General features: G+C 66.3%; 18 protein-coding genes and 3 pseudogenes. 9 read left to right on the top strand and 12 right to left on the bottom strand.

Translation table 11 applies throughout. The features are described 5' to 3' along the window. Positions 1-77 precede the first annotated feature (77 nt). Positions 78-254 (top strand): annotated as a pseudogene (locus tag SSP29_RS46770) (IS1380 family transposase); the annotation flags it as partial. Positions 255-290: 36 nt separating this feature from the next. On the opposite strand, the gene SSP29_RS46765 reads toward SSP29_RS46770, so the two are convergent. After that, positions 291-1040 (bottom strand): transposase family protein, encoded by a 750-nt coding sequence (locus SSP29_RS46765; protein ID WP_089107101.1) that lies wholly within the window; start codon positions 1038-1040, stop codon positions 291-293. Positions 1041-1236: 196 nt separating this feature from the next. Between SSP29_RS46765 and SSP29_RS46760 the strand changes: the two genes are divergently transcribed. Then, a complete protein-coding gene (locus SSP29_RS46760; protein WP_089107100.1) occupies positions 1237-1878 on the top strand; it encodes an HAD family hydrolase in 642 nt (213 codons plus the stop codon). Positions 1879-2026: 148 nt separating this feature from the next. Here the strand turns inward: SSP29_RS46760 and SSP29_RS46755 are convergent, their stop codons facing one another. Further along, the gene (locus tag SSP29_RS46755) at positions 2027-2302 is read right to left on the bottom strand and encodes a hypothetical protein (protein ID WP_089107099.1); all 276 of its coding nucleotides are present in this window, start codon (positions 2300-2302) and stop codon (positions 2027-2029) included. Between the two features lie 176 nt (positions 2303-2478). Between SSP29_RS46755 and SSP29_RS52755 the strand changes: the two genes are divergently transcribed. Further along, on the top strand, positions 2479-3576 hold the full coding sequence (locus SSP29_RS52755) for an SEL1-like repeat protein (protein ID WP_145969059.1): 1098 nt from the start codon (positions 2479-2481) through the stop codon (positions 3574-3576). A 126-nt stretch (positions 3577-3702) separates the two neighbouring features. Further along, the gene (locus tag SSP29_RS46745; RefSeq protein ID WP_089107097.1) at positions 3703-5079 is read left to right on the top strand and encodes an IS1380 family transposase; all 1377 of its coding nucleotides are present in this window, start codon (positions 3703-3705) and stop codon (positions 5077-5079) included. Positions 5080-5296: 217 nt separating this feature from the next. On the opposite strand, the gene SSP29_RS46740 is transcribed toward SSP29_RS46745, so the two are convergent. From SSP29_RS46740 to SSP29_RS46715, 7 genes and pseudogenes are all read right to left on the bottom strand, one after another. After that, a complete protein-coding gene (locus tag SSP29_RS46740) occupies positions 5297-5887 on the bottom strand; it encodes a transposase (RefSeq protein WP_089107096.1) in 591 nt (196 codons plus the stop codon). After that, the gene (locus SSP29_RS46735; RefSeq protein ID WP_089104154.1) at positions 5884-6399 is read right to left on the bottom strand and encodes a winged helix-turn-helix domain-containing protein; all 516 of its coding nucleotides are present in this window, start codon (positions 6397-6399) and stop codon (positions 5884-5886) included. Before SSP29_RS46735 ends, SSP29_RS46740 begins: the two co-directional genes overlap by 4 nt. Before the next feature lie 202 nt (positions 6400-6601). Beyond that, entirely contained in the window at positions 6602-7057 is a 456-nt protein-coding gene (locus SSP29_RS52750) for a hypothetical protein (RefSeq protein ID WP_145969058.1), read from the bottom strand. 564 nt (positions 7058-7621) lie between these two features. Further along, positions 7622-7735 (bottom strand): hypothetical protein, encoded by a 114-nt coding sequence (locus SSP29_RS61465; RefSeq protein WP_368669294.1) that lies wholly within the window; start codon positions 7733-7735, stop codon positions 7622-7624. Between the two features lie 214 nt (positions 7736-7949). Next, positions 7950-9162: pseudogene (locus SSP29_RS46725) on the bottom strand (IS256 family transposase). Positions 9163-9573: 411 nt separating this feature from the next. Continuing rightward, positions 9574-9747, bottom strand: a pseudogene (locus SSP29_RS61460) (transposase); the annotation flags it as partial. 1434 nt (positions 9748-11181) lie between these two features. Then, the gene (locus SSP29_RS46715; RefSeq protein ID WP_089107094.1) at positions 11182-11985 is read right to left on the bottom strand and encodes a VOC family protein; all 804 of its coding nucleotides are present in this window, start codon (positions 11983-11985) and stop codon (positions 11182-11184) included. Positions 11986-12420: 435 nt separating this feature from the next. Between SSP29_RS46715 and SSP29_RS57850 the strand changes: the two genes are divergently transcribed. From SSP29_RS57850 to SSP29_RS46700, 3 genes are all read left to right on the top strand, one after another. After that, positions 12421-12813, top strand: coding sequence for an Hsp20/alpha crystallin family protein (locus SSP29_RS57850; RefSeq protein ID WP_245883560.1), 393 nt, complete (start codon positions 12421-12423; stop codon positions 12811-12813). Next, positions 12698-13003: a DUF5133 domain-containing protein gene (locus tag SSP29_RS61455; RefSeq protein WP_368669296.1), complete on the top strand. Its 306-nt coding sequence runs from the start codon at positions 12698-12700 to the stop codon at positions 13001-13003. The genes SSP29_RS57850 and SSP29_RS61455 overlap by 116 nt, the downstream gene beginning before the upstream one ends. Before the next feature lie 192 nt (positions 13004-13195). Then, entirely contained in the window at positions 13196-13408 is a 213-nt protein-coding gene (locus SSP29_RS46700) for a hypothetical protein (RefSeq protein ID WP_089107092.1), read from the top strand. Positions 13409-13431: 23 nt separating this feature from the next. Here the strand turns inward: SSP29_RS46700 and SSP29_RS46695 are convergent, their stop codons facing one another. Continuing rightward, positions 13432-14274: a hypothetical protein gene (locus SSP29_RS46695; RefSeq protein WP_089107091.1), complete on the bottom strand. Its 843-nt coding sequence runs from the start codon at positions 14272-14274 to the stop codon at positions 13432-13434. Between the two features lie 240 nt (positions 14275-14514). On the opposite strand from SSP29_RS46695, the gene SSP29_RS46690 reads away from it, so the two are divergent. Continuing rightward, on the top strand, positions 14515-14820 hold the full coding sequence (locus tag SSP29_RS46690) for an NIPSNAP family protein (protein ID WP_089107090.1): 306 nt from the start codon (positions 14515-14517) through the stop codon (positions 14818-14820). 100 nt (positions 14821-14920) lie between these two features. On the opposite strand, the gene SSP29_RS58985 is transcribed toward SSP29_RS46690, so the two are convergent. Beyond that, entirely contained in the window at positions 14921-15070 is a 150-nt protein-coding gene (locus tag SSP29_RS58985) for a hypothetical protein (RefSeq protein ID WP_167450186.1), read from the bottom strand. Positions 15071-15607: 537 nt separating this feature from the next. Between SSP29_RS58985 and SSP29_RS46685 the strand changes: the two genes are divergently transcribed. Further along, positions 15608-16153: a hypothetical protein gene (locus SSP29_RS46685; RefSeq protein WP_089107089.1), complete on the top strand. Its 546-nt coding sequence runs from the start codon at positions 15608-15610 to the stop codon at positions 16151-16153. 788 nt (positions 16154-16941) lie between these two features. Here the strand turns inward: SSP29_RS46685 and SSP29_RS46680 are convergent. Continuing rightward, positions 16942-17239: integrase core domain-containing protein (locus SSP29_RS46680; protein WP_145969056.1), on the bottom strand; the 298-nt coding region annotated here is incomplete at its 5' end.

The raw sequence follows: 17239 nt of genomic DNA, 5'->3' as shown, positions 1-17239 counted from the left end.
GCAGAAAGTGCCTCTGGCCAGCGAGAATGAGGATTGCTGAGGTCCTTGTTCCCGCCACCGGCGGAGGCACTTTCCAGGTGGAAAAGCGTATCGGGTCCTATCCGCGTGTCCGCGTCCAGGGCGGGAGCGGTGGGGCCGCCTCGCAGGCCGGTGCGATGCTGCTGGTCGAGACGGTCCGCAAGTCCGGTCTGGATGCGGCGATATCAGCGGCGCTCGTGCCGTGGCGCAAGCCGCGGACGGTGCACGATCCGGGCTAAAACGGCGCCGATCGACCTGCTTACTGAGCGTTTTCAGCGTTGCTTCTCCAGGGTGAGGACGGCTTTGGCGATGACGGTCATACGATTGGGGCTGACGCGCGATCTACGGAAGATCTGCCATGACTTCAGCCGTGCCATGCCGCGCTCGACTGGGGCCCTGGCCTGGGCGAGGGCACGGTTGACGGTGCGATGGGTGGGGGTGAGTTCTCTGCCGGGTGGTCGTTTGATGCCGGTGGTGACGTGCGTGCCGGCGCCGGTGTAGGCGCGGTCGGCGAGGACGGGGACGCCCTGGCGTTCGCAGATCCGGATGATCTTGTGGGTGCGGGCGGCGGTCAGGTCGTGCGTGCGGCCAGGTAGCGTGGGCGAGATCCACAGCACTGCACCGTCGGGATCGGTGACGACCTGGACGTTTACGCCGTGCCGGCGGTGCTTGGCGGAGTAGTCGGCGCGGCTGTCGCCGACGCGGTCGCACTCGGCGAGCGTTCCGTCGAGGAGAACGAAGTCGGGGTCGTACTCGCGCAGGGTCTTCAGCAGGCCCGGGGCCCGCTCGGCAAGCAGGTCGGTGACGGTGGTGACGTAGGCGTGGGCGGTACCGACGGATATGCCGAAGGCCGCGGCAATCCTGGCGAGGGTGTCGTGGCGGCGTAGGTACACGAGTGCGACGAGTGCGCGTCGGTGCGGCGGAAGCTTGCACCGCCGGTCACACTCACGGGTGACCAGGAGCATCGTGACCCACTCGACCAGGGCGTGAGGGAGGTCGAGTGCGGCAGGATATGGAACCAACAGGGCTCCCGTGCTGCTGAGTTGAGACGTCGAACACCTCCCTCAACGGCACGGGAGCCCTACTCGTTGCGGCACCCCCCACCTGGCCGTTGTCATCCGACCCGTAGCCACACTGAGAACGCTCACCTATGGGTGCCGACGGTACGATCCACGGCGGCGCGACTGGCCGCCGCGGCCGCCGGAAAGGAATGAGGCCGTGAAGAAGTACATACTCTTCGATCATGATGGCGTCCTGGTCGACACAGAGTTCTGGTATTTCAAATCCGCGGAACGCGCCCTGGCGGAGGCCGGTTTCACGCTGGACAAGGATCAGTACCTCCGCGACATGACCCGGGGATCGGGCTCTTGGGCCCAAGCCAAAGCAGCTGGCATCAACGACCGGACCCTCAGCCGGGTTCGCGCGGCCCGCAACGGCTACTACCAGGAGTACCTGCGGACCGAGGCCATCGAGATCGACGGCGTCGTCGACGTCCTCACCGAGCTGTCGGCGTACGTCCGCATGGCCATCGTGACGACCGCGAAACGGGCCGACTTCGACATCATCCATGAAAAGCGCCAGATCAGGCAGTTCATGGAGTTCGTCATTGTTCGCGAGGACTACGAACTCGCCAAGCCGCACCCAGGACCGTACCTGGCCGGACTGAAACGCTTCGGCGCCACCAGGGAAGAGGCCCTGGTCGTGGAGGATTCAGCCAGAGGACTGACCTCGGCTGTGGCGGCCGGTGTCGACTGCGTCGTTGTCCATAACGAGTTCACGAGGGCGAACGACCTTTCCCGGGCAAGCTACCGGATCGACAGCCTGAGCGAATTGAAGGACCTTCTCCTCAAAGCAGGCTGACGCACCTTGGTGCGGAGCCCGCACCCGGTGCCCCGGGTGCGGGCTCCGCACCCACGATCTGACCGCCGCCCAGAACCACAAGATCATCCGAGTCTGCGAACGCCAGGGCGTCTCCGTCCTCACCCTGGAGAGGCAACGCTGAAAACGCTCACTGAGTGAGCAGCCAGTTGACTGCCGCTCGAGCAGCACCGGTGCAGATACCGCTGACGATGGCGCAAGCCAGACTCAGCCGCTTGTACCGCTTGTCGGTGGCCAGCCGGATTTCCCCGCATTCGGCCACCTGTTGAGGGGGCGTCTGGCCGTGAGAACCCTCACCGTCAGTGGCGAAGATCAGCAGCTGGCCGCCGGCGGGGGCCGCCAGCGGGGAGTGGCTGGCCGTACATGCGGAAACGATCTCGGCCGCTGTCAACTGCTTGTGGGACATGGGCCCTCCAGGTATCGAAGGTGGTCGCAGAGCCGAGTCGATTCGGCCCTGTGACCATCTTGGGGACGCCGTGGAAGTCCCCGACGAGTCCCGACGAGTCCCGACCCCAGACGGCAGCCCCCGGGATATGCGCACATTCGGCAGCTACCGCCCGGCAGAGCTGCAATCATGCTGGGATGAGTAGTGATGAGGGGGCTGGCGGCGCCAGTCGGCCACGACCGCTGCAACGTGCAAACGTGGCACCGGGGCCGCTGAAGGATCTGAAGGATTTCCTCTTCGATCTTTACGAGCGCTCTGGAGGAAAGAATGAAAAATTCCCGACTCTGGATAAAATTGCCGAAGAGGCTAAGGCTGCCGCAGACGCGGACGAGAAACTAGAGTTCCCTGGAGCACCTGCGCGTGACGTTATCAGAGAGATCTTGACGCAAGACGCCATTCCGAAGCAATTGGGCAACGTGAAGGCTATTGCGATCGTGCTGGCCCGAAGGGCGCACGAAAACGCAGATGCAGTGGAAGGCCAGGTCGACGATCTCTGGGAGAAGTTAGGGCCGTACAAGAAAGAGGTGGAGCGCTACCATAAGGCGAGCGCATCCAAGACGGCACTGGTCGAGACGGTGGTGGACGCCCATCGCATGGGCCACAGTTGCCCTATCTCTCGTGCCGTACTGGAGATGGCGGCGCCAAGTTATCTCCCTGCCCGCGAACTCAGTGAGCTCTCGGAGCGCTGGGTGGAGCAGGACCTGGACCTCCATTTCACTGACGGCTTCCTCAGGCGTAGCCCACATCTTGATCATTCTCGCTACAACGAGCCTCATTACAGCGTCGCCAAGTACGTTGACCAGCACGTTCGCTGGCAACGCCGCAATAAAAATCCCCCTACGGAACTATGGACCGCTCTCATCGAGCATGGCAATCGCGCTTACCTCTTCACACCAGGCTATTCTGCCTGGCAGAGGGGTTACCTACGTGTAGCAATTCACCTCTATAGACTTGCCGCTGAATCCGGTGATGGGCTCGCCATCCGGTATGGAGCGTACGCGCTCAGCGGTGCAGGACGCCTTCCAGAGGCCATCGCGTGGCTGGACGTAGGAGCTAAGGCGGGAGATCACCACGCGGCTCGTGAAGCGGCCAAATTGCTGCAGACGGCCAAAAGTACAGATGGGGTGCCAGAGGAAGAGGACTGCAGCACGGAAAGCGGCCGGCTTCGGCGGTATGGTCGGGAGCCAGACGGCACAATCGCGGAGCCGTGGAAGTGCACCCCCCCCAAGTCGTAGCTAACATCGCGCTTTCATGAGGCCAGCTGTCCGGCTGGTGATCAAGAAAGCAGAAAGTGCCTCTGGCCAGCGAGAATGAGGATTGCTGAGGTCCTTGTTCCCGCCACCGGCGGAGGCACTTTCCAGGTGGAAAAGCGTATCGGGTCCTATCCGCGTGTCCGCGTCCAGGGCGGGAGCGGTGGGGCCGCCTCGCAGGCCGGTGCGATGCTGCTGGTCGAGACGGTCCGCAAGTCCGGTCTGGATGCGGCGATATCAGCGGCGCTCGTGCCGTGGCGCAAACCGCGGACGGTGCACGATCCGGGCAAGATCCTGCTGGATGTCGCGCTCGCGGTGGCACTGGGCGGGGACTGCCTGGCCGATGTGGGCATGTTGAGGGCCGAGCCGGCCGTGTTCGGGCCGGTGGCCTCCGATCCCACGGTCTCCCGGCTGATCAGCAAGCTGGCGTGGGGCGGACAGCAGGTCCTGGCTGTGCTGCGCACCGCCCGTGCTGAAGTACGCGAACACGTATGGCGGTTGGCCGGTGACACGGCGCCGGACGCGGGCGGGCAGGTGATCGTGGACATCGACGGCGTCCTCGTCCTGGCGCACTCCGAGAAGCAGGACGCCACTGCGACCTGGAAGAAGACGTTCGGGCACCACCCGCTGATGGGGTTCGTCGACCACGGCCGCGGCGGGTCCGGCGAGCCGGTCGTGGGCCTGCTGCGGCCCGGCAACGCGGGCTCCAACACCGCCGCCGACCACATCGAGGCCACCAGGCTGGCCCTGGCCCAGCTGCCGAAACGGTTGCGGCGCGGCCGTCAGACGCTGATCCGCACCGACTCCGGCGGCGGCACCTACGAGTTCATCGCCTGGCTCGCCCAGCGCGGCAGGTGGCTGTCGTACTCGGTCGGCATGACCATCACCGACGCCATCCACCAGGCCGTCCTGAAGGTCCCGGCCTCGGCCTGGACACCGGCCGTCGAACCCGACGGCGACATCCGCGACGGCGCCTGGGTCGCCGAACTCGCCGGCAACTGCCTGACCGGCTGGCCCAAGGGACTGCGGCTGATCGTCCGCAAGGAACGCCCGCACCCCGGCGCCCAGTTGCGCTTCACCGACGCCGACGGCATGCGGTTGACCTGCTTCGCCACCAACACAGCGGACGAGGCGATCGCCACCCTCGAACTACGCCACCGGCAGCGAGCCCGTGCCGAGGACCGCATCCGCGCCGCCCGCGCCACCGGCCTGCGCAACCTCCCCCTCCACGACGCCGCGCAGAACCAGATCTGGCTGGAGATCGTCCAGATCGCCCTCGACCTGCTGGCCTGGATGCCGCTGCTCGCCCTGACCGGCCCCGCCCGCCTGTGGGAGCCCCGCCGCCTGCGGCTTCGGCTGTTCTCCACCGCCGCCCAGCTCGTCACCACCGGCCGGCGCTGCTACCTCCGCCTCGCCGGGCACTGGCCTTGGACCGGCGTGATCACCGAAGCCCTGGACCGGCTCCACGCCCTCCCGAACCCCGGCTGACCAGCACGTTCCCGTCCTTGCGAGCAGCACCACCCCGACCGGAGCCGTGGAACCCGGCGCAGACCCGACGCGACGACCGGGCCATCAGCCTGCCCAGACTCCGAAAATCCCCACTAACACTCACCACAAAGGGCCCGTCAGCAAGCTGACGGGCCTCATGAAAGGTCGAGGTTAGGCTCTGGGACTACTTAACCCTCAGGATTTCTGGCGCATCACACTACTGATCTTTTCGTAAGTTCGGTGGGGGTGGTGGGTGGATGGTCAGGCCGGTATGGGCGAGGAATGACCATGGCAGTCGGGGGTTGGCATTGATGCGGTGGATGCCTTGCTCGGTGGCGTCGGCGACATCGGCGAGGTGGTCGCCGGCGAGGTTGGCAAGTTCGCGTTTCTTGAGTGAGGACCACAGCAGTTCCACCGGGTTCAGCTCGGGAGCGTAGGCGGGTAATCGCTCCAGGGTGACCCAGTCCTGTTCGGTGGCCCAGGCCCGCATTGCTCGGCTCCAGTGGGCGGACAGGCCGTCCCAGACCAGGACCACCCGCTCGCCGCGGTAGGACACCTTCATCTGCTCCAGGACCTCGATGAGTCCGGCGGTGACGTAGCTGCCGGGCTTGAGGTGGAAGCACAGGCGGGCCCCGCGATCGCGGTCGGTGGAGTGGTAGCCCAAGGCTCCGGCCATCGACGCGCGCTTCCAGTTCAGGCGGTGCCGCAGGAGCGGAGTCCGCCCTCGGGGCGAGTAGGTGCGGCGGATCTGAGGAAGCAGGGAGACGCCTGATTCGTCGAGGAAGACGATCCAGGCACATGTGTTCACGGCCCCTTTTTGATGCGCGGCCACTCGTGCGCGATCCAGCGGGCGATCTCCGACTCGTCCCGCTCGACCGCCCGCCGCTCAGGCCGTTGCAGGCTCCATCCGAGCCGGCCCGTCAGCAGCCGCCACACCGACGCCCTCGACAACACCACCCCCGTTGCCCGGGTGACGACCACGCCGACGCGTTCCAGGGTCCACAGGTCGGCCTCGAAACCATGAACCTGGGCACCCTTCTCCAACGCGGCCCGGACCATCTCGACCTGGCTGTCGTCCAGCTTCGGCGGGCGTCCGGTGGCTGCCCGCCTCCGCAGGCCCGAAGCACCGTCTTGCTCCCACACCCGCCGCCACCGCCGCACACTCTCGGCACACACCCCCACCGCCCTCGCGATCTCCGCATTCGAGACGCCGCCCTCGAACAACTCGACTGCCCGAACACGACGCGCCTCCGCCAACTGAGGCCGCGACAAGGGAGGAAGGGAGGAGCCGGCAACCGAAGGGGAAGGTTGATATGCCACCCCGACAGCCTCTCACCCACACCGCCACCACCCCCACTGAACTTACGAAAAGATCAGTAGAGGTCAGGCATAGATGTCCGCTGCTTCGGCCGGCGCCCTTGACCCCCAGCGTGGTCCCAAAGCAGTCCCGTACGGAATCCGCTGGTCACGGGCTGACCAAATCCGCAGCTTCGGTGACGGTCCCCGTCCGGATTGGAAGGGGCTACCTGACGTCGAACCAGCCCGTGACGATCGGGTGCGTGACGGGAGTTGCTGCATTATGGCTTTTCACGAAGACGGGCACGCGTACGTCAGTTTTGGCGTAGTTCTTTCCAATGACCGTAGGCTGCAAATCAAAGGCACTTACCCCCTTGACGATCAACGGCTGCAGGTTCCCACGGAGGATTTGGAAGTCCGCGCTCTGGACGTCCGAGGAAAGGTTGATTTGCACGGACAGGGTCTCTCCCCGGCCGACATCGATCGCCGTGCACGAGTCCCATGCTGCGCCCCCTGCCGTCGTGGCGGGACATCTAAATTCTTGCGAATTGGCGGGGGCAATGTTGACTTTGCTTCCCACAGTCCGCAGAGCCTGGGTATGGTGAACGAGCGCAGGCGCATGTGCAGGTCCAGCCACGGGGAAGGCGAGCACCGCAGCTGGCACGGCAAGCGCGAATGTCATTCTTCTATTCATGACACACCTCCAATGGAGGACAGAAATCGCCAACAACGACCGCGCATGGCCGCTGGTTGTGGCTTATGCCCGATGTGGCTGCGGCTGGAGGCTCGGGGCGACTGCCGTGCCGAGTGCCTCGCTTGATACTTGGGGGTCGTATCTAGCCCGTCATGGCCATCGTGCACGGGGGGTTGAGCCACTCCCAGTGGCTCTCCTCGCACTTGGTCCCGCTCTTTCGGGTTGCTCACATACGGTCCGCTTCCATGCTGACTCACGTCGAATGTCGGATCAAGTGGAGCAATCTTGTTGAATTGTCTATAAGGGTAAATGTCAGGCAAGGCGCGCCGTTTGGTCAGGTGTAATGAAGTTCCCGCTACTCCAAGAGACTTGACAATTACTCTGGGTGTCTGCCGCGGGCTCCGGTAGGAACCGCAGCGGTTGCCGCTGCCATCCCTCCTGTCGTCGTCCCACACGCTGGCGCCGTCACTTCAACTTGATGGGTGGGGAGCCCATCAGTGAGCCGGCACTCAGACCCCCTAGCTGCGCCGCATGCCGCCTGAACAGGCATTACTACTCGTTCTGGCCCGCGTGTCCCGCTACAAACGACCCCTTGCCGCACCGGGTCTCAATCAGCCCCCGTTCCCGCGGGATGCGGACCGCTCGGCGAGCAGTCTCCCGTGCCACGCCATGCCGTTCGCACAACTCTGCCTCGGACGAGATCGGTTCACCCGGCGCCTTCCCTTTGACCTTTTCCGTGAGGTCACGTGGCCTCGGGAAGAATTCCAGATTCTATGCGCAGTGCACTGTGAAGTCGTTTCATCGCTTGCTCTGCAGGACTCGAACCGCGGGTCCGCGGTCTGCCTGCCGCAGGTCGTGTCCCTTGTCGTGGTGTTGGGGATCAACTGGAGGGCGTGTTCGGGGTGTTGGGTAGCGCGGGGGTGCTGTCGGGGAGTTCGCGGTAGATCTCGCCCATGCTGCCTTCGGGGAGGTGGCGGCGGGGGAAGGTGATCCATTCGTCGTGCATCTCGAAGAGCACGGCGGTGACCAGCCGGATGAGCGCGTCGTCGTTGGGGGAAGACCTGGACGACGTCGATCCTGCGCTTGATCTCCCGGTTCACTCGCTCCAGCGGGTTCGTGGACTGGATCTTCTTCCAGTGCCTGGGCGGGAAGTCCGCGAACGCGGTCAGATCCTCCTTCGCCTCCAACAGCATCGCTTTGAACTTGGGGAACTGGGTGCCGAGCATGTCGGCGACGGTGTCCAGCTGAGTGCGCACGAGGCCGGCGGTGGGCTGGGTGAAGATCGTGCGGATCGTCGCGGCGACCATTTCACCGGAATCCCGGTCGATCACGCTGAAGATGTTCCGCAGGAAATGAACCCTGCACCGCTGCCAGGCGGCGCCGAGCATCACCTTGCGGACCGCGGCAACCAGCCCGGCGTGCTGGTCGGTGACGACCAGGCGGACCCCGGACAGGCCGCGCTCTCGCAGCGAGCGCAGGAACTCCTTCCAGAACAACTCGCTCTCGCTGTCTCCGACCATCAGGCCCAGGACATCGCGGCCTCCGCCCTCGGTGATGCCGGTGGCGACTACGACGGCCCGCGAGACGATCTGGTGGTTCACGCGCGCCTTGCAGTAGGTCGCGTCCAGGTAGACGTAGGGGAAGCGGACGTGATCCAGCGGTCGGGTGCGGAACGCGGTCAGCGGCTCGTCCAGCGCCTGGCAGATCCGCGAGACCTCCGACTTCGAGATGCCGCTGTCCCCGCCGAGGGCTTTGACCAGGTCATCGACACTGCGGGTGGAGACCCCGTGCACGTATGCCTCCATGATGACGGCGTAGAGGGCCTGGTCGATGCGGCGCCGTCGCTCCAGCAGGCTGGGGAAGAAGCTGCCGGTGCGGACCTTGGGGATCTCCAGGTCCAGGTCGCCGGCCAGCGTGGTCAGCACCTTCTCTCGGTGCCCGTTGCGGATGTTGGTCCGCGTCGGCGTGTGCTCGTTCCACTCCGCGCCGATGTGGGCGCTCGCCTCGGCCTCGATCAGCTTCTGCACCATTCGCTCGGCGATGTCGCGGAAGAGACCAGCGAACGCGGTGACCTGCCACGATGAGCGGCTGATGGTCGCTGACCTGCGCGAACGACCTTTCAGCTGTTTCATGTTCGTGCCGGTTGATGGGGCCGGAAGTCCCAGAAAAGTCCCAGAGGGCTCCCAGGGCTGACGGATGCTCTTTCGGCTCTATACGCCAATGGAGGTTCGTCGATCGCCTCCGTCGGCGACGAGGGTGCTGGAACCTTGGTGTCGGGCGGCCGGCGCTCGGTGGATGCCTGGCGGGATCGTAGGTTCCTGATGATCGACGATGAATGACTCTGCGGTCGCCGGTGGCGGTGAGCCGGCGGTGCCTGCCAAGCCGCGGGCGCCTTACAGAGCGGCCCGTCGCGCGGGCCCGGCGGGCGAAGGCGCAGGAGCTGATCCGCCTCCGTCGCGGTCCGGAGCACCGCCGCGTCGCGAGCACCACCAGGCTCGGGTCGGCTGGCAGCCGGTACGGGACTGATAGAGCAGGGCGTTGACGATCTCCCGCATCTCGTAGGCGCCCTGGTGGCCGCTGACGGAGGGATGCTGAGCCTTCCAGGAGGCGATGACGGGCTCGATCAGGGCCCACCGCTCGTCGGATAAGTCGCTCTTGTAGGGCTGGCGGTCGCTCACGAGGAATACTCCAGCACGACAGGACTCCCCGATCAGCCTCGATACGCCTGTGCCACACATTCCAGCGATAACAAACGTGACATCACGTCACATACCTCCTCTGAGAGGGGGTGTTGGCGGGTTGTCCGACGTCGCGGGGGCGGAGTTCTCCTCGGGTACCGGAAGCGGCTGCCGCCAAGGCGTGGACGTGTCGATCTTCGGTGCGGTTCGGCCGAGCCATTGAGCTGTGGTCCTCGCGTCCGCACGGGTTGGAAGGGACACGGCAAGGAGGTGGAAAGGAGCGGAGGGCCGGAGCTCGACGCACACGACGGGTCTGCCGGACTGGATGGCCACGAAGTCCAGCCCGGCGTGGTGGCTGCGCGTGCCGATGCACCGGACCCCTGGAATCCAGACGCTGCGCTGCGGGACTCCGCGCAGGGCGCGCCACCAGTCGGGTTCGACCGTCACCCGGCACACCGCCGTCAGCGGCACGCGCACGTCGCCGCGGCGCGCGGCTGCCTTTTCCCGCCATGTCAGGTGCACGACCAAGTGGTCACCGTGTGCGAGCATCTGTGCCATTGCTCCGCTCCTCCTTTCCATCTTCGTTCGGGAGGCTGCTGTATGGCGCGCGGGCGTTGTCTTTCTTGGCCCCCGCGGGGTTGAGGGCCGGACGCGGCCGGGTCGGATCACCCGACGAGCAGTCTCCTGGGCACACTGAAGCTGTGCGCCGAACGCGCTGGTCAAGCGGCTCTCTGCAACGTTGCAGAGACAGCTGACGGTCCTCGGTCCAACGACGTGACCAGAATGCATGTCCACGCCCGCTGTTCACGCTTCCTCGTCGCCACCCACGTAGCGAGCGGCGATGATGGTGAGCAGGTAATTGCCCCGTTGCTCACACTTCTCTCGCCGCGTCACGGCCGTGGGTGGACCATGGGGTTAGCGAGCGAAGGAGGAGGCCCATCATGCAATCCGGAGCCTCGGACTACGAGCGCTGGCTGTACGCGCGTACCCCGTCGCAGGCCGAGGGGAGCGCGACGAGCCGGGCGAGCGCAGCGCCATGGAGCAGCACCCGGACGTGCCCAGGACCGAACCGTCTCAAGCGGAGGGCGAGCGGGCGGACGACGTCCCGACGAGACAGTGAACTCCGTGCCGGGGAGCCGGAGTCGGCCCGGATGCTGTGCTCGGGAGGAGCCCATAGCCCGGTGTTGTGTGTGCGCTCGACGTGCCACTGCCGACTGGCCAGGATCGGTGTGCCTTCTCGCCCTGGTGGGTGATACGACCGTGCAGGTGGCGGGTGGTGAGCTCGGTGCGGGTCGGATGACGGTCATACCCGCTGGACGAACTCGGCGAGCTGGTCATCGGTGACGTTACGGGCCATGTCCGCTTCGCTGGTCATGCCGATCACGACCTTGTACCCCGTCACTGGGAGGCCCTTGATCCGGTGGCTCCGCCTTGTCAGTACTGCCGACGCGAGGTCACGGTGAACTGGGCGCCGTCGGGGTCGCGCAGTGTGGCCTCCCGCCGGCCCTCCGCCAAGACACTGCCGCCGCATTTCCCAGCGGCATGGACGCACGGTCCCACGTCGGCAACGGTGAAGTGGACCTGCCAGTGCGGCCGGACCGACGGGTCGGGTGGCGTCTCCACCGAGCCTGACTCGATGCGGGCCACGACGGCGCCCCGGCTGCGCAGCAGTACTTCGCCTCCCGCGTACTCGACCTCGCAGCAGCCGGGCAGGTCCGAGGCCCAGTCGAGGGCCTCGCCGTAGAAGATGGCCGTGTCGAAGGCGTCACGGGTGTGCAGGGTGATGAACGTCGACGCTGCCTGCCGCCACGCCTCCCACTCGGTGACGAGTTTCCCCTGCCACACCCCGAAGCGGGCCCCGTCGCGGTCCGCGAGCAGCGCCGCCCTTCCGGGAGGGAAGGAGATCGGCCCCACTGCCACGGTCCCGCCGCGCTCCCGGAAGCGGGCGACCGCCTCGTCCGCGTTCGCCACGGCGAAGTACGGCGTCCAGGCCACGGCCATCTGCCACGTGGTGGCCATCTCCGCGACCCCCGCGACGGGTACCCCGTCCGCCAGTGCGGTCCGGAAACGGTCGCCGAGTCTGGCGGTGCGCCACCGCCAGCCCAGTACGGCCCCGTAGAAGTCCTGCGTGGCGTCGAGGTCGCGGCTGCTCAGACTCACCCAGCACGGCGCGCCGAACACGGAGCGTGTGGAGACGGCATCCGTCGCACCGGAGGAGTGTGTGGTGCCGTGGTCCATAGCCATCGCGCCCTGGGTTCGTACGCCGTCAGCCACTGCTTTGCCCCCAGTGTCCGACCAGAGTTGTGGTCCTGCATGTCTGTTGCAGCGCGTGCGCGGCTCTACCCGTCCGGCGCACTTCGCTCCCCAGGCGCAATTCGTTGGTTCTGCCGTGGCAGCACAGCGATATGGCACGGGTGTGCAGTACACGGAGTTGCGGGTGCAGCTCCAGCGTGTCCTGGCGCGCAGCGAGCCCGCGTTCATGGGGCGCCTGGGCGTTGCCGGTGATGAGGACGGTGTGAACGGGGTCGAGTCGCCCGGTTCTGCGGAGACGCGCAGCGCACCGTGGAGGGCGACCCGTATGGCCCACTCTCCGGAGGTGAACCGTGATGACGTCGCCCGTACGGCACCGGCCCAGCAGCCTGCTGGACAGGTCCTTCGCCGGCTTCGGCCGGGGTGAGACCGATCGCCGCCGAGTTCGAGGAGCTGGTCGAGCGCATGAACCGGCTGCTGCAGGGCGCCGCCGCCGTACCTGCCGCCGCACTGGCCTGGTCTCCTGCGGCGGACATGCCAGAGACCGACGACGCGTATGTGCTCGAGGCGGAATTGCCCGGGATCAGGCGGGACGACATCGAGATGAGCGAGCGGGAGCTGCGCATCAGCGGGGAGTACAAGGAGCGGGAGCGTGAAGGTGTTCTGCGTCGAACCACCCGCCGCGCCGACCGTTTCGAGTATCAGACCCTGCTGCCCATCGTGCCGAGGCGGAGGAGGTCAGTGCGACCCTGCACGAGGTGCGACCGCATGCTGTTGCCCCGCGTCAGGACCGCTGCCGCTGCGCTTCGCGCGTAACGGTCTGCTGCGGGATCCGCTGAGCTCGCTCAGCTACCGCTGGCTCGACGACGTCGCCTACACACTCTGCGTCCTCATAGGACTACGCAATGCCGCAGACGCCGTGGCACAGGCGGAGAGCCTTCTCGTCCGGGCCTCGACCGAGCACGGCAGGCGCCGGGGCGGGCACGCGCGCACCGGCATCCGCTGACGCCGCACCGGGGCCGACCGCTCGTTCCGTCGGCACCCAGGTCGTACCAGCGGGCGCCGCCTTGCGCGGCAAGCAGTGGATTTATGGTGGTCGTGAGGGATTTTATTCGGTCATCGAGTTTTATTCGGTCATCGAGCCGAGCGGTGTACGCCGCTTGACCTGGTGTCCTGCTTGCCCGTCTGTGGGGGCGTCATGCGAGTCGAACTGGTCCAAGCCGCCGCCAGCGTGCTCTTCGACGTGCCGGACGAGATGCACGCGGAGATCATGGCGCTCATCGACGCGGTCACCGAGGACGCGAAGATGCAGGCCCCGGACCTGGCGGCAGCGTTCGGTGAGTGGTGCTGGCTCGTCTACACGGTCCACGGAGAGGTGATCGAAGTACTGGACGTCGGCTGCGCGCAGTGAGCCTCTGCTCGGTCGCCTGACTGTCACCGCGTATCGGGCCGGGACTCGTAGCGCAGGCTGTGGAAACGACCGTCCTTCTCGCGCCCCGCGGGGTCGCCTCCCAGCGCCCGTACCGCCTCGATCGCATACCGCTGTTCTCGCTCGTCGGTGAAGAGACGCTGCGGATAGGTGTGGCAGACATCGACGGCGGTGCTCAGACCGTGCACGGCCAGTACCCGGACGATCGGGTGGTACGGCACGGTCCGCAGAACGAACGCGCTGACCCACACCGGCCTCCTGACACTGTCCAGCAGTGCCGTGAATGTCCGGGCGGTGATATAGCTGCCGCCGCCTGTCAGCGTGATGAGGCCGACCTCGGCGAGCGCGCGTCTCAGACCAGGGCTGGGTGGACTCTGTTCCAGGTCATCAGTGAAGGCGGCGTCCAGCAGTCCCACCTCGAGTGCGTACTGCACGGCGGGTGCCGCCACGTCCAGGCCGAAGACAGGTACTGCGTCCGGTCGGCGTCGCTCGGCATAGAACTCCTTGTCCCATGCGGCGAGTTCTGACCTCGACATCGTCTGGCAAGCAGGGGAGGTGTACCGCTTGTACATCTCTGCCAGCGTGACGTCGTGGTTGAGCAGCGCGGCATTGATCCCGTACGAGCAGCACACGTCCAGCATCGCCAGCCTGCCGGGGTGGCCGTCGTCGAGGGCGGCCCGGTCGGTTGCCACCTGCCGGAAGGCCGGCTGGGCATGATGCGGGATCTCGTACTCAAGCGGGGCCAGCCGCTGGAAGTACGCGCGGGGGTCCGGACGGTCGTAGATGTCATCGAACCGCGATTTGCCGCCCGCCACACCGCCGGTACCGCCAGGGCCGGATTCGACCATTTTGCACTCCTCCTCACGGAATACTAATTTACGTCCATCATGTCCCGCCTTCCGTGCCGGGGGACGTCTGCCGCGCACGGAGCAGCACAGGGCACACCGGGTCGCGATTCAGCTCCTGCCGACACCACAGGGGGATTCTCCGTATCACCGCGATCGCCGCTCAGGCGCAATCGGTGCTGCGGACCTACGGTGGTCGCATGGGCGCCGACAAGCCGGGCCGACGTAGCGGAGGAGGATGGGATGGATGAACACTTCGTCTGGGTGTCGACGCGCCGCATTCGGCCGGGCACCCTCGATGACTTCGAGAAGGCGTGGCGGCCGGCCACCCGTCCGCAGGGTATGCGCCGTGCCTTCGCGTACTGGTCCGAGGACGGACAGGAGATCACCGGGGTGTCCTTCTGGGACTCCAACGAGGCGTGCGACTCCTGGCGGGCCTCCGAGTCGGAGACGCGGCGGCGGGCCGCCATGGCCCCGTACGTCGTGGAGGAGCGGGAAGGCTTTTACCGTGGCCGTGAACTCGCCATCCCCAGCGGTCGCCCCGGGTGAGGGGCCCTGCATGAGTGGCTCAGCAACGGGGGACCCGGTGGGTATGGAGGGCGCGCCTGTGACTGTCGAGCCGCAGGGCCCCGACGGTGGTGGACGGGGGTCAATCGGGCCGCAGCCATTCGTTGAACTCCGCCTTGATCTGCCGCTCAAGCCATTCCGTACCCGAGGAGACGCCCTCGGAACGCTGCTTGAACTTCGCCTGGACGACCCCGTAACCGTGCCATTGCTCCCCCTCGTACGAGTAGGGCACGGTTCCCTCGAACGTTGCTTCGCGGCCCCCGCGTCCTTGCCGTCACCGAAGACCGATGTCCTGTGACAGGAAAGCTGAACCGATTGCCACCGAAGTTGGACCAACCGTCGCTTGTGACAGTGAAGATGGATAGCCGCAGGTCAAGAGGACCAGCCCTCTGCGTGGCCCGGATCAGGAAGGGCGTCCGCCTCGGGGGCGCTTACCTACCACCTCGCGCCGAAGCCGCTCATCACCAGGTTGACCTGCACGGTCAACCTTCGGTGAAGTGACAACCTGCTTCCGAACCCTGAGGCGGCTCATTGGCACCGGATCCGGCCGGACCGCCAGAGGGGACCGGCCCGTGGCCGCCCGACGCGGTCACCCCCCGAGCGACGGCAACCGGACACGCTCCGACCAGCGCCGTTTCATCATTACGGGGCCATACGGCCCGGGCAGCCCGTTCAGCCGCCCGGTGATCAGTAGCCTGCAGCACGTCAGCTACAGACTGCATGTCCGCGTCGCTTCGCGCGGGCTGCCCTGCGATGTGGAGGCGTTCTGATGGTGCCCCTCGACGGTCTGCTCCCCCCGATCGGCCTGGAGATTCCCTGCTCCAGCTATGCGGTCGACGTGCCGATGAAGTTCGATGCGCTCGGCCTGGTCAGCCTGGACTTCAGGGGCGGCATCAGGGTCCGGGCCGAGGCCAACATCGCCGGCGGCCTCGGCGGCGTGAAGTTGAAGATCATCGGCGAGGAGTACAGCGCCGACCACCCGACCCTCGGGCGCGTGACCCTCTCGCAGGCCGACATCGACACCACCCCGCTCAGCCTGCTCGAAGTCCTCGGCAACATGCCCCCGAAGTTCAAGAACACCCTGTTCCACGACTTCACCCTCACCATCGAGAAGCCCCCGGGCGGCGGCAGTGGCCCGCTGGTCCTGTCCAACACCAAGACCATGACCACCCTGAACGACAACCTCACCGTCTTCCCCCCGCAGGGCGACGTCTACCAGCTCCAGCAGCCCGTGGAGTTCGCCCCGGTCGGAGAGCCGAGCAAGGCCGTCGCCCAGCTCCTGCAGCTCCCGATGACCCGCTCGCACAACCCCTGACCCCTCTTCGCAGCCCGGCACCACGACGCCGGCGCCCGGCCGCGAAGGCCGGTCCAGCAGCGATCTTGTAGTCATGGCCAGTAAAGGCCCGTCGGGAAAACGTCGGTAACTCGCGGAAGCAGAGGAACGGCGCCGGACTCCCGGGTGTGGGCGGACGGGTTGCCCAGGGCGAGCTCGTGCGCCCAGTAGGGCTGTTCGGGTAGCTGGACGCTGTGGAATGGTGTGGGCCGCCAGTGCTGCCGGTTCTGTTACGCCAGCCCGGCGTTGACCGGTGCAGCGCCGACCTGGTCGAGGTGATGCTGGCTGGCCCTCTCGACCTGCGGCGATCCATCTTCACTGTCACAAAAGGCCACTGGTCCAACTTCGGTGGCAATCGGTCCAACTCCGCTGTCACAGGACAACCGAAACCCCTGGTCCTAGAACACACTTGACCAGCGTCTGGGACAGATGCTCGAACTCCCGGGACCCCAGGCGGGTCAAGTCGTAGTTCACCAGGTCATGGTGGCACGTGGGCAGTCCGCGCTGGGAAACAATCAGGGATCGCCGCCGGCTGAATGGTCCCGGTGTCACGGTAGAACCAGCAAGGGGAAACTGCGAGCTGTCTGGTCGCTGGCCCGCCTTCTGGTGTAGTCGTCACGGACGAGCAGTCAGATCCAGATTCAGATATCGCCTCACCATCCTCACCGGTCGACGCCGGCCGCTTCACCAGGAAGCAAGAGTCGGCCGAGGCCCCGCGACCAGCAGCTCTGCCCAAACCTCACTGAACCGCTCCGGGATCGGTGGAGGCTCTATGCGTTGACTCCAGCCGCCGGTTGGGGCTGGTGTTGAGCGTAGTGGTTGGTCTCGTACTCGTGGGGCGGGATGTCGCCGGTCGCGCTGTGGAGCCGTTGGTTGTTGAACCAGTCGACCCATTCGGCGGTGGCGAGTTCGACGTCGGCGAGGCCGTGCCAGGGCTTGCGGGGCTTGATCAGCTCCGTTTTGTAGAGGCCGATCTGGGATTCCATGAGCGCGTTGTCCAGGGCGTCGCCGACGGTGCCGATCGAGGCGTCGATGCCGGCCTCGATCAGGTGCGCGGTGAACGCGAAA

The sequence above is a fragment of the Streptomyces hyaluromycini genome (genome assembly GCF_002217755.1).
In the GTDB taxonomy this organism is placed as follows: domain Bacteria; phylum Actinomycetota; class Actinomycetes; order Streptomycetales; family Streptomycetaceae; genus Streptomyces; species Streptomyces hyaluromycini.
The sequence above is the reverse complement of the archived record's forward strand: the minus strand, read 5'-3'. Positions and strand labels throughout refer to the sequence as shown.

What these genes read in the sequence shown, in the direction of transcription:
- SSP29_RS46715 (WP_089107094.1), bottom strand. Translation starts at nt 11,985, where the DNA reads ATGGACCACGGCACCACACACTCCTCCGGTGCGACGGATGCCGTCTCC.
- SSP29_RS46700 (WP_089107092.1), top strand. Translation starts at nt 13,196, where the DNA reads ATGCGAGTCGAACTGGTCCAAGCCGCCGCCAGCGTGCTCTTCGACGTG.
- SSP29_RS46755 (WP_089107099.1), bottom strand. Translation starts at nt 2,302, where the DNA reads ATGTCCCACAAGCAGTTGACAGCGGCCGAGATCGTTTCCGCATGTACG.
- SSP29_RS52755 (WP_145969059.1), top strand. Translation starts at nt 2,479, where the DNA reads ATGAGTAGTGATGAGGGGGCTGGCGGCGCCAGTCGGCCACGACCGCTG.
- SSP29_RS46695 (WP_089107091.1), bottom strand. Translation starts at nt 14,274, where the DNA reads ATGGTCGAATCCGGCCCTGGCGGTACCGGCGGTGTGGCGGGCGGCAAA.
- SSP29_RS52750 (WP_145969058.1), bottom strand. Translation starts at nt 7,057, where the DNA reads ATGACATTCGCGCTTGCCGTGCCAGCTGCGGTGCTCGCCTTCCCCGTG.
- SSP29_RS46690 (WP_089107090.1), top strand. Translation starts at nt 14,515, where the DNA reads ATGGATGAACACTTCGTCTGGGTGTCGACGCGCCGCATTCGGCCGGGC.
- SSP29_RS46685 (WP_089107089.1), top strand. Translation starts at nt 15,608, where the DNA reads ATGGTGCCCCTCGACGGTCTGCTCCCCCCGATCGGCCTGGAGATTCCC.